Source organism: Streptomyces sp. NPDC055025 (assembly GCF_053608565.1).
Map to the genome: position 1 here is coordinate 1 of NZ_JBSGVS010000123.1, position 11,377 is coordinate 11,377.

Consider the following 11,377-nt stretch of genomic DNA (forward strand, 5'->3'; position numbering starts at 1 on the left):
GACGATTTCCGCCCGCACCCGAACCTCCTCCGACCCCACCCCCCTCCCGCCGGGGCTCCGGCCGCGGGCCGCGATTCAAGCCCGTCCGGCGATCGAGGACACACCCGGCGGACAGGACCGGGTCGCGGACATGTTCTGGTTGGGCACGGTCGACCGTCGGCAGCGCCCGCGGCCGGAGGCCGCTGATGGACACAGCGAGCGCCCCGGAGGCGCACCGAGCCCCTAAGAGGACAGCGGCCCGATTCTGCTGCGTACCGCCGTCTGTACCTCGGCCTCCTCCGCCGGGTCCGCGGCCAGTCGCCGTAGCCGCTCCGCCACCCGTACATCGCCGGTCTCGGCGTGCAGCGCGGCGACCTCTCTGGTGGTCTCCTCGCAGTCCCAGAGGCATTCGACGGCGAATCCGGTGGCGTAGGAGGGATCGGTGGCGGCGAGGGCGCGTGCCGTGCGGCCGCGCAGGTGCGAGGAGGTGGTCTCGCGGTAGACATGGCGCAGGACGGGGGCCGCGCAGACGATGCCGAGGCGTCCGGTGCCGTCGACGAGGGTCCACAGTCCCGGTGCGTCGGGTCCGTCGGCCCGTACGGTCTCGCGCAGCGCGCCCAGCACCAGTTGGGTGTCGCGGGTGCCGCCGCGGCCGGCGAGCACACCGGCGGCGGAGGCTCCGAGGGCGTCGGGCCTGTGCACCCAGCCGCGGGCCCGGTCGACGGCCGCCTCCCCGCACATCCGCTCGAAGGCGGAGACCGCGGCGTCGGCGACGGTACGGTCCGCGCCGACGGCCGCTTCGATCAGATCGAGGACGACGGGGTCGGCCGCCTCGGCGAGATAGTGGAGTGCCGCGCACCTGGCCCCGTCGGGTCCGCCGCGGGCGGCCTCGATGATCATCGCCCGGTCCTCGGGCCCGGCGACCGCGCTCAGGCAGCGCGCGGCGGGCACATGGAGCACGGAGCCGCGCTCCAGGGCCTGCTGGGCCCAGTCGAAGACGGCCTGTACGCTCCAGCCGGGCCGGGGACCGCTGGGCCGGAGCTGGCGCTGCCAGCGGTCGAACGAGCCCTGTTCACCGGCGGCCCTGATCCGGGCGCCGATCTCCTGCCGGGGATCGTCGGCCCAGAGCCGCCACGGCCGGGGCTCGAAGGCGTCGCGTACGGCGGTCGCCAGTTCGGTGTCGCCCTCGGGCGTGGCGGGGAATCTGGCGAGGACGGGCAGCGCCAGCGAGCGCAGACCGGTGTCGTCGTCGCGCAGCGCCAGCTCGTCCAGGGCCCAGGCCCAGTTGGAGCCGGTCGCCGCGTAGCGCCGGAGCAGTTCCAGGGCGTCGCGCCTGCCGTAGGAGGCGAGATGGCCCAGCACGGCGAGCGCGAGCCCGGTCCGTGACTCCTCGGTGTCGAAGTGGTCCTCGGCGAGGAAGAGGTGGTGCTCGATGGCGTCGAGACCGCCGTGGAGATCCAGATACAGGCGCGCGTAGTACAGCGACCGGTTCTCGACCTGCCAGTCGTGCCGGGGGTCGTTCAGTACGCAGTGGTTGAGGGCGGCGAGCGCCTCCGCGCGGGGCGCCGCGAGCGCGTGCAGCGTGCCGTCGCCGCGGCCCCTCTGCAACAGGCCGAGCAGAGTGCCGCTCGGCGCTATGACTGGATCGAACATGGGAAAAGCCTCACATCAAGCTGTTGACGCAACCGGGGTGTGATGCGGCACCGGAACCGGTGCCGACCCTTCTGGGTCTAGGGCTTGTCTGACACATGGCCCGTCCGCCCCTTGGGGCGGGGCTCGCGGCGTCTGGTGCGTGCGATCGCGAGGCGGAGGATCGCCCGTGTACGGGACGTACTCGGGAGACTCCGACAACGCGGCGAGCGTGCGTGCCAGGCGTCGCGAGCCAGTCGGGATGTGTCAGACAGGCCCTAGGCCGTGCGACAACATGTTCGGCCGCCCGTCGTCTCCCGCTCAACGCAGACCATCTTCCCTGCCTCTCGTCGGTGGCCCCCTGCGGGCCCGACGTCATGATGACCCAGCCATTTCGCCACCGCGACCACATTTACGACGTCTCTCACCTGGCTCCGAACAGCTCCAGGAGGTCCGTCTTCCCAAACATCCGCGCGGTATCCACGGCGGAGGGACTCCCCTGCGCCGGATCCGCGCCGCCGGCCAGCAGTGTCCTGATGACCTCGTCCTCGCCCTTGAAGACCGCGCCGGCGAGCGGTGTCTGGCCGCGGTCGTTGGGCCGGCTCCCGTCGGCGCCGCGCTCCAGCAGGGCCGCCACCGCCGAGGCGTGGCCGTGGTAGGCGGCGAGCATCAGCAGGGAGTCACCCCTGTCGTTGGTGAGATTCGCGGGCACACCGGCGTCGATGTACGCGGCGAGCGCCTCGGTCTCCCCGCGCCGTGCCAGATCGAAGATCCTCGTAGCCAGCTCCACCACCTCGGGATCCGGGGTTTCGCTCATCGGTGGACCGCCTTTCACGCCGTTGACCTGGTACGTACGGCACATTGACGCCGTACGAGTGAACCGACAGGGTACTGCGCGCGGCGCTTGCCCAGGACGGGACGTGCGACGTCCCGGCCGCGCGGCGGCATGTCATGGACCAGTGCAGTGAAATACCCGATATTTCACTCACTTGCACCTTTTGTCGCATAGATACTTGCGGTGATTCTGGAAGAACTCATGGTGACTGTCCCCTCTACCAGGAGAACCCTCATGATTCTTTCCATGTCGGGCGTGGTGCTGCTCGGAATCATCGTCTTCCTTTTCTTCCGGAAGGACGGACTCAAGGCCTCGCACGCGATGGTGTGCTCGCTGTTCGGTTTCTATCTCGCGGGCACCGCCATCGCCCCGAGCATCACAGCCGGCGGCGCCAGCCTCGCCGGCCTTCTGGGCGGGATCAAATTCTGACCCCCGTCCATCCCCTTTCCGCATCCAACAGGAGACCGACGTGGCCCGGCGACCACTCCCCCGCATTCTGACCAGCGGCAGCGACCGGATCGCGCGCGGGCGCGATCTGGCCCGCACGGCCGCCGACAGCGCCACCGACGTTCTCCACCCGCTGATCACGATCACCCGTGGTCTGCGGCTGCTGGCCGCCGCAGGGCGCCAGAAGTGGGCCGGTACGCCCAAGGACCGGCGCGGTCCCGCGCTGTTCCTGGTCGCGGCCTGCGTCCTGGTGACCGCGCTCATCCCGTACGGGCCGATGCTGGCCCTGATCACGGTGATGGCCGTGGCCGCCTGGAAGGGACGCGACCGAACGCCGCCGGCGCGGACCGGGCCCGACGAAGCGGAGGTGAAACGACTCCAGTCCCTCTACGAGGCGCTGGTGCCGTATCTCTCCGTTCCCGAGGACCCGAGTCCGCTCTTCGCCCACGGCGGTGAGTGGAGCAAGGCGTTCGAGGAGCACGCGTTCGACGGCGAGGGGCGGATCATCCGGCTCCAGCTCAGCTATCCCCCGTACTTCACCGACGGCGAGCCCGACGCGCGGGCCCGGATCGAGCAGTTGCTGTACGCCAAGTCCGGACGCGGCCGGGAATATCACTTCGACTGGCAGGAAGAGGCCAACCAACTGGTGATGACCGTCCTGCCCGCCCTCTCCACCGCCATCGCCGCCCAGCGTTTCATCACCGCTCCGGGCGAGACGGTCCTCGGCTTCACCGACGACGGAGCGGTGCCGCGCACCGTGCCGGTCGTCACGGGCGGCGCGAGCCGGCACGCGCCCCCGGTGCTCTGGCGGACCGGACCGCGCTCGACGGAGCCCCATCTGCTGGTCGCGGGGACCCCGGGCAGCGGCACCACGACCCTGCTGCGCTCCATCGCCCTCCAGGCCCTCGCGCACGGGGACGTACTGATCGTGGAGGGCAGCGGCACCGGCGAGTTCGGCTGTCTGACCGGACGCACCGGTGTGCTCGCCGTGGAGTGCGGTCTGGCCGGCGCGCTCTCCACCCTCGAATGGGCGGCGAACGAGACCGAGCGGCGGCTCATCGCCGCCAACAACGCCCGCCAGTCGGGCCGGCCCGTGCCCGAGGACGCCAGAAGGCCGCTGTGGATCCTGGTGGACCGGCCGAGCGTCTTCGGGCATCTGGCGGCGGCCGACGGACGCACCGATCCGCGGGAACTGCTCCGGGTACCGCTGCGCCACGGCAGGGCCGCCCACATCACCGTGGTGGTGGCCGATCACCTCGACGGTCTGGACACCCTCGACGAGACCGTACGGACCCACACCCACGCCCGGGTGATTCTCGGACCCGTCGCGGCACCGCAGGTGGAAGCGGTGCTCGGGGCGCCGCCGCACACCACGCCCACGCCGGACGTCCCACCCGGCAGGGGCTACGCGCGGCTCGGGGCGGGCCCGGTGCTCAGACTCCAGGTCCCGGCGACGCCCGACCCGTACGACGACGGGGCGAGCGACGCCCACCGCCGTGCCGTCCTGGAGCTCCTGCCGGAACCCCTCGGGCGCGAGCGGGTGCCCGAGCGGGAGCAGACGCCGCACCGTACGGTCGAACCGCCCCAGCCGTCGGGCCCTATCGGCCGTCAGATGGCGGCCGAGGGCTGAGGACCGGACGGCGGCCGAGGGCCGTTCGCTCTCCCCGGCGTCAGGCGACAAAAGTGCGTGGCGCGTCCGTTCCGGTGCTCGCGCCCGTCTCCACCAGCCGGGCCGCCGCCGCCAGCCGGGCCGCCGCCTCGACGGCGACCGGGCCGCCCACGGTGAACGGAAGCCGTACGTATCCCTCGAACGCGCCGTCGACCCCGAAGCGGGGCCCCGACGGCACCCGTACACCGACCCGTTCGCCCACCTCGGCCAGCCGGGAACCGGAGAGTCCGCCCGTACGCACCCACAGGGTCAGCCCGCCGCGCGGCACCTCGAACTCCCAGCGGGGCAGGCGCTCGCGCACCGCCGCCACCAGCGCGTCGCGGTTCTCGCGCGCCTGGGCCCGGCGCAGGGCGACCGCGTCCTCCCAGCCGCCCGTGCGCATCAGCCAGGTGATGGCGAGCTGCTCCAGCACCGGGGTGCCGAGATCCGCGTACGCGCGTGCCGCGACCAGGGACCGGATCACATCCGGCGCCGCGCGCACCCAGCCGATCCGCATCCCCGCCCAGAAGGCCTTGCTGGCCGAGCCGACCGTGAGGACCGTGCTGCCCGCCGGGTCGAAGGCGCAGACCCGCCTCGGCATGTCGACATCCGCGTCGAGACACAGCTCGGACATGGTCTCGTCGACGACCAGCACCGTGCCCGCCGACCGGGCCGCGTCGACGAGCCGGCGCCGCTGGTCCTCGTCGGCCAGCGCGCCGGTCGGATTGTGGAAGTCGGCGACCACATAGGCGAGCCGGGGCGCGGCCTCGCGCAGCACCTGGCGCCAGCGCCCCAGGTCCCAGCCGGTCAGCCCCTCCGCCATGGCGACCGGCACCAGGCGGGCGCCCGCCTCCCGCATCAGCTGGAGGATGTTCGCGTACGAGGGCGACTCCACCGCGATCCGCTCGCCCCGGCCCGCGAAGAGATGGCAGATCGCGTCGATCGCGCCCATCGCGCCCGTGGTGACCATGATCTGCTCGGGCATGGTCGGGATGCCGCGCTCGGTGTACCGGTCGGCGAGCATCCGCCGCAGCGCGGGCAGCCCGGCCGGATAGTCGCCATGGGTGTGCGCGTACGGCGGCAGCTCCTCCAGCGCGCCCCGCACGGCCCGGGTCAGCCAGGGCTCGGGGGCGGGCAGGGCCGCGGTGCCGAGATCGATCATCGAGCCCAGCGACTCCGGCGGCAGCGGTTCGAGTCCGCGCGCGGGCAGCGGATTGCCCGCCGGCACGGCGGTCCAGCTCCCGGCGCCCCGGCGGGATTCCAGGAAGCCCTCGGCGCGCAGCGCCTCGTACGCGGCGGCCACGGTCGTACGGCTCACGGAGAGGGAGAGCGCGAGTTCGCGCTCCGCGGGCAGCCGGGCGGCGACGGGGACCCGGCCTTCGAGGACGAGCAGCCGGATGCCGTCGGCGAGAGCCCGGTAGGCCGGCGGTCTGCGGGTACCGGGGCCCGTGGACGTGGGCTGCCGGGCGGTGAGCTGCCGGGCGAGCTGAGCCGCGCCGACCGCTGAGGTCCACTGCGCCATGGAAATCAGTCCACCTTCCGTAAATTGGCCATGGATGGCGTCTAACGGCCAGCCACAGAGTGACACGTACCAGTCCACCATCGCACCAAGGGGCCGCGTCATGTCCGATCTCCCTCGTCCCGCCAGGCCTCCCGCCCGCCGCCTCACCCGCCGAGTGACGCAGCTCTCCGTCGGTCTCGCGCTGTACGGGGCGAGCGCGGCGCTGCTGGTGCGCGGCGGGCTCGGGCTGGAGCCCTGGGGTGTGCTGCACCAGGGGCTCGCCGAGCTGACCGGGCTGACGATGGGGGTCGTCTCGATCGCCGTGGGCGCGGTCGTGCTGCTGCTCTGGATCCCGATCCGGCAGCGCCCGGGACCGGGCACGGTCGCCAATGTCTTCGCGGTCGGTATCGCGATGGACGCCACCCTCGCGCTCGTTCCCGACGGTCATGGTCCGGCCGCCCGTATCGCGCTGCTGATCGCCGGCATCGTCCTCAACGGGGTGGCCACCGGGCTCTACATAGCGGCCCGGTTCGGTCCGGGGCCGCGCGACGGTCTGATGACGGGGCTGCACCGGCTGACCGGCCGCTCGGTGCGGCTGGTCCGTACGGCGATCGAGGTCGCCGTCGTCGCCACCGGTTTCGCGCTCGGCGGCTCGGTGGGGATCGGCACGGTCGCCTATGCCCTGGCCATCGGTCCGCTCGCCCAGCTCTTCCTGCGCGTCTTCGCCATCCCCGCGGCGGGCACCGGCAGTACGGCCGTCGCCGCCGGGACACCGGCACGGGCCATACTGCGGCGGTGACTCGCGTACCCCACCCCTATCTCGACCGGCCGACACCGATCCCGTTCGCCCATCGCGGCGGCGCGGCGGACGGCCTGGAGAACACCGCGGCCGCCTTCCGGCGCGCGGCCGGACTCGGCTACCGCCACTTCGAGACCGATGTGCACGCCACCGCGGACGGCCGGCTCGTCGCCTTCCATGACGCGACCCTGGACCGGGTGACCGACAGCCACGGCCGGATCGTGGATCTGCCGTGGGCGGAGGTGCGCCGGGCGCGGGTGGCGGGCAGCGAGCCGCTGCCGCTCTTCGAGGAACTGCTCGAAGAGTTTCCCGAGGTGTGCTGGAACGTGGACATCAAGGCCGCCCCCGCGCTGGTCCCGCTGGTCGAGCTGCTCGGCAGGACCAAGAGCTGGGACCGGGTGTGCGTCGGCTCGTTCTCCGAGGCCAGGGTGGCCCGCGCGGCCCGGCTGGCCGGCCCCCGGCTGGCCACGTCGTACGGGGTACGGGGCGTGCTGGGCCTGCGGCTGCGCTCGTACGGGATCCCCGCCCCGGTCCGCCCCGGCGCCGTGTGCGCGCAGGTCCCCGAGACACAGAGCGGCATCCGGGTGGTGGACGAGGGCTTCGTCCGCATGGCCCACGCGCGCGGCCTTCAGGTCCATGTCTGGACGGTCAATGAACCGGATCGGATGGAGGCGCTGCTCGATCTCGGCGTGGATGGCATCATGACGGATCAACTGGAAGCGCTGCGCACGGTGTTGACCGCGCGAGGAGCCTGGCATTGACCGGGCGGGGCGTCGGCACGGAAGGAACGAGGACACCCGGGGTGACCGCTGAGACCGCCGTGGACCTGGCCGACGGGGCGGCGGACCGCAGACGCGAGCAACGCGGCTGGTATTTCTACGACTTCGCGTGCTCCGTCTACTCGACGAGTGTGCTGACCGTCTTCCTCGGCCCCTATCTCACCTCGGTGGCGAAGGCGGCGGCCGACGCCGACGGCTTCGTCCGGCCGCTGGGCATACCCGTGCGCGCGGGATCGGTCTTCGCGTACGCGGTCTCCCTCTCGGTGGTGGTGGCGGTGCTGGTGATGCCGCTGGTGGGCGCGGTGGCCGACCGTACGGGACGCAAGAAGCCGCTGCTGGCCGCCGCCGCGTATCTGGGAGCGACCGCCACGGCGTGCATGTTCTTCCTGGACGGCGACCGCTATCTGCTGGGCGCGCTGCTGCTGATCGTGGCGAACGCCTCGATCTCGGTCTCGATGGTGCTCTACAACGCCTATCTGCCGCAGATCGCCGGACCCGAGGAGCGCGACGCGGTCTCCTCGCGCGGCTGGGCCTTCGGCTACACCTCGGGCGCGCTGGTCCTCGTACTCGATCTGGTGCTCTACACCGGCCATGATTCCTTCGGTGTCTCCGAGTCGGCGGCGGTACGGATCTGTCTGGCCTCGGCCGGAGTCTGGTGGGGCGCCTTCACGATCGTGCCGCTGCGCCGGCTGCGCGACCGCGCGGTGGCGCGGGACGGCGGGGAGCCCGTCGGTGAGGGCGCGGTGGGAGCGGGCTGGCGTCAGCTGAGGGCAACGCTGCGGGACATGCGGCGCCATCCGCTGACGCTCTCGTTCCTGCTCGCCTATCTCGTCTACAACGACGGTATCCAGACGGTGATCTCCCAGGCCTCGATCTACGGCTCGGAGGAACTGGGCCTGGACCAGACGACACTGATCGTCGCCGTGCTGCTGGTGCAGATCCTGGCGGTCGGCGGTGCGCTCGGCATGGGCCGGATGGCCAGGGTCTACGGCGCCAAACGCACGATCCTGGGCTCGCTGGCCGTCTGGACGCTGATCCTCGCGGCCGGCTACTTCCTGCCCGCCGGCGCGCCGGTCGCGTTCTACGCGCTGGCCTCGGCGATCGGTCTGGTGCTGGGCGGCAGCCAGGCACTGTCCCGGTCGCTCTTCTCCCATCTCGTACCGCACGGCAAGGAGGCCGAGTACTTCTCCGCGTACGAGATGAGCGACCGGGGGCTTAGCTGGCTGGGGCCCCTGGTGTTCGGGCTCGCGTATCAGCTCACGGGCAGCTACCGGGATGCGATCATCTCGCTGGTGGTCTTCTTCGTGCTCGGATTCGGCCTGCTGGCGAGGGTTCCGGTCGGCCGGGCGATCACGGCCGCGGGAAACCCCGTACCGGAACGGATTTAGACGTTGAAGTGAAAGGGCGGTAGTGTACGCGTTTGGCCTGCCAGGCGGACCGTTACTGCGTATGCGGGAATCGGAATCGCTGGGTGACATCTCCTGTTAGATGTGACAAACCGGGCGCTGGTGGGTACAACAAGGGCGGCACGACGGGCGACGCATGACTCGGAACGGGGAATCTTTACCGCCGACCGGACGTTGACCGGATGACGACGACAGCGACACCTGTCCTGTGGGCGACAAGCCCGGGAGGCACGATTCATGAGTGAGCGAGCTCTCCGCGGCACGCGACTCGTGGTTACCAGCTACGAGACGGACCGCGGCATCGATCTGGCCCCGCGCCAGGCGGTGGAGTACGCATGCCAGAACGGCCATCGATTTGAGATGCCGTTCTCGGTAGAGGCGGAAATTCCGCCGGAGTGGGAGTGCAAGGCGTGTGGCGCCCAGGCACTCCTGGTGGACGGGGATGGCCCCGAAGAGAAGAAGGGCAAGCCTGCGCGTACGCACTGGGACATGCTCATGGAGCGGCGCACACGCGAGGAGCTCGAGGAGGTGCTGGCCGAGAGGCTGGCCGTCCTGCGCTCCGGCGCCATGAACATCGCCGTGCACCCGCGGGACAGTCGGAAGTCCGCCTGACCGCGTAACCACCACCGCATACGACAAGCGAGACAACAGCACAGAGCCGCGGGCCGCGTCACATGAATATGTGCCGCGGCCTGCGGCTTTTTCCGTACGGCTTTCCTCGTACGGGTCAGGGTGCCAGCGGCGGACGCGGACCCTTCCCGCTGTCGTCGTCGGAGCCCGGATTCCGCTCGTCGTGCTTGATGACCTCGCCCTGGACGACCTTGCCGTCCGGCCTACGCATACGGGCCTGCTGGAAGGCGTCACCCAGACTGCCGGGTGGGGCGGCCTCGGCCATCCGCCGCTCCAGCGACCGCTCCGCGTACCGGCTGAGCGCCGTCCGCAGCGGCGGCACGAGCAGCAGCAGTCCCGCCACATCGGTGATCAGTCCCGGCAGCATGATCAGCAGGCCGCCCAGCATCAGAAACCCGTTGCCGCCACCGCTGTTGGCGGGCTCCGGTACGAGGGGTTCGCCGGGGTGCTCCGCCTGCTGCCGCTGGGCCCGCTGCACGGTCTCGGTCAGATTGCGGAAGGCGCGGCGGCCGGCGCGCTTGATGACCACGGCGCCGAGCAGGAGTGCGCCCAGCAGCAGCAACAGCACGGTCAGGCCGCCCGCCGCGTCGGCCACGACGATCAGCAGCCAGATCTCCAGCACCAGCCAGGCGGCGATGCCCAGCGGAACGAAAGTACGGGCTCTGGAGCGCTTGGGAACGGTCCGGGGCGAGTGCGCGGTCGTCATACCCCCAGTGTGCCTGGGCGCGGCCCGCGACGGCGTACGGGGGCGGATCAGGACGGCCGGTTCTGTACGTCGGGACCACGGCCGAGCAGACGGCTGGCGCGCGCCCCGACCCCCCACGCGGTGACCCGCCAGAGCGCCTCGATGACGATGTCGCGGCTCATCTTGGAGTCGCCCAGTTCACGCTCGACGAAGGTGATGGGCACCTCCACCACATGGCAGCCCGCCTCGACCGCGCGCCGGGCCAGATCGACCTGGAAGCAGTAGCCCTGCGAGGCGACGGCGTCGAGGCCGATCCGCTCCAGGGTCTCCCGGCGGAACGCCCGGTAGCCACCGGTGACATCGCGGATCGGGACCCCCAGCAGAACCCGGGAGTAGGTACTGCCGCCGCGCGAGAGCACCTTCCGGGTCGTGGGCCAGTTGACGACGCGTCCGCCCGGCACCCAGCGCGACCCGAGGACGAGATCGGCGTTCTTGAGGGCGGTCAGCAGCCGGGGCAGTTCCTCGGGCTGATGGGAGCCGTCGGCGTCCATCTCCACGAGAACGCCGTAGCCGCGCTCCATCCCCCACCGGAAGCCGGCCAGATAGGCGGCGCCGAGACCTTCCTTGCCCCTGCGGTGCAGGATCTTGACCTGGCCGTCCTCGGCGGCCAGATCATCGGCGATCTTGCCGGTGCCGTCGGGGCTGTTGTCGTCGGCGACGAGGATGTCGGCCTCCGGCACCGCGGCGCGGACCCGGGAGACGATCGACCTGATGTTCTCCGCCTCGTTGAAGGTCGGGATGATCACCAAGGCCGTGCCGAGCGGGCCGTACCGCCTCTGACCGCCGTCGTTCACTACTGCCCCTTAATTGCCGTACGCAGGTACCCACCTTATCCAGCGTGCGGCACCCTCTCGCCGACGCGGTCGGACAGGGCCGGACGCCGCCGGGGACAGAAGGACGGAAGTACGGACAGAAACACGGGTCGAGTACGGACGGGAACTACGGATGGGGGCCCGGCGCCCTTCGGGCCGACCTGGGA

The 11,377-nt window shown here is 71.4% G+C and carries 11 protein-coding genes; 6 read left to right on the forward strand and 5 right to left on the reverse strand.

Translation table 11 applies throughout. The features are described 5' to 3' along the window. Positions 1-222: 222 nt before the first annotated feature. Both ACWGDX_RS38535 and ACWGDX_RS38540 read right to left on the reverse strand, forming a co-directional pair. The gene (locus tag ACWGDX_RS38535; protein WP_453633378.1) at positions 223-1,632 is read right to left on the reverse strand and encodes a HEAT repeat domain-containing protein; all 1,410 of its coding nucleotides are present in this window, start codon (positions 1,630-1,632) and stop codon (positions 223-225) included. 400 nt (positions 1,633-2,032) lie between these two features. Then, complete coding sequence (locus ACWGDX_RS38540) at positions 2,033-2,425, reverse strand: ankyrin repeat domain-containing protein (RefSeq protein WP_363085484.1); 393 nt, start codon at positions 2,423-2,425, stop codon at positions 2,033-2,035. A gap of 252 nt (positions 2,426-2,677) precedes the next feature. Between ACWGDX_RS38540 and ACWGDX_RS38545 the strand changes: the two genes are divergently transcribed. Together ACWGDX_RS38545 and ACWGDX_RS38550 are read left to right on the forward strand one after the other, a co-directional pair. Next, positions 2,678-2,872, forward strand: a complete 195-nt coding sequence (locus ACWGDX_RS38545) for a hypothetical protein (protein ID WP_066952367.1) — start codon at positions 2,678-2,680, stop codon at positions 2,870-2,872. Positions 2,873-2,912: 40 nt separating this feature from the next. Next, a complete protein-coding gene (locus ACWGDX_RS38550) occupies positions 2,913-4,520 on the forward strand; it encodes a hypothetical protein (RefSeq protein WP_453633379.1) in 1,608 nt (535 codons plus the stop codon). A 40-nt stretch (positions 4,521-4,560) separates the two neighbouring features. Here ACWGDX_RS38550 and ACWGDX_RS38555 read toward each other — a convergent pair whose 3' ends face one another. Then, the gene (locus ACWGDX_RS38555; RefSeq protein WP_453633381.1) at positions 4,561-6,060 is read right to left on the reverse strand and encodes an SCO1417 family MocR-like transcription factor; all 1,500 of its coding nucleotides are present in this window, start codon (positions 6,058-6,060) and stop codon (positions 4,561-4,563) included. A 100-nt stretch (positions 6,061-6,160) separates the two neighbouring features. Between ACWGDX_RS38555 and yczE the strand changes: the two genes are divergently transcribed. The 4 genes from yczE to ACWGDX_RS38575 all read left to right on the forward strand — a co-directional run bounded on the left by yczE (position 6,161) and on the right by ACWGDX_RS38575 (position 9,635). Further along, positions 6,161-6,838 (forward strand): membrane protein YczE, encoded by a 678-nt coding sequence (gene yczE / locus ACWGDX_RS38560; RefSeq protein WP_453633383.1) that lies wholly within the window; start codon positions 6,161-6,163, stop codon positions 6,836-6,838. Continuing rightward, a complete protein-coding gene (locus ACWGDX_RS38565; RefSeq protein ID WP_453633385.1) occupies positions 6,835-7,599 on the forward strand; it encodes a glycerophosphodiester phosphodiesterase family protein in 765 nt (254 codons plus the stop codon). Before yczE ends, ACWGDX_RS38565 begins: the two co-directional genes overlap by 4 nt. A gap of 41 nt (positions 7,600-7,640) precedes the next feature. After that, positions 7,641-9,005 (forward strand): MFS transporter, encoded by a 1,365-nt coding sequence (locus ACWGDX_RS38570; protein ID WP_453633386.1) that lies wholly within the window; start codon positions 7,641-7,643, stop codon positions 9,003-9,005. Between the two features lie 255 nt (positions 9,006-9,260). Then, positions 9,261-9,635 (forward strand): RNA polymerase-binding protein RbpA, encoded by a 375-nt coding sequence (locus ACWGDX_RS38575; protein ID WP_003959706.1) that lies wholly within the window; start codon positions 9,261-9,263, stop codon positions 9,633-9,635. 115 nt (positions 9,636-9,750) lie between these two features. On the opposite strand, the gene fxsA is transcribed toward ACWGDX_RS38575, so the two are convergent. Both fxsA and ACWGDX_RS38585 read right to left on the reverse strand, forming a co-directional pair. Beyond that, positions 9,751-10,359, reverse strand: a complete 609-nt coding sequence (gene fxsA, locus ACWGDX_RS38580; protein ID WP_453633388.1) for an FxsA family membrane protein — start codon at positions 10,357-10,359, stop codon at positions 9,751-9,753. Positions 10,360-10,406: 47 nt separating this feature from the next. Next, positions 10,407-11,192: a polyprenol monophosphomannose synthase gene (locus ACWGDX_RS38585; RefSeq protein ID WP_453633390.1), complete on the reverse strand. Its 786-nt coding sequence runs from the start codon at positions 11,190-11,192 to the stop codon at positions 10,407-10,409. Positions 11,193-11,377 lie beyond the last annotated feature (185 nt).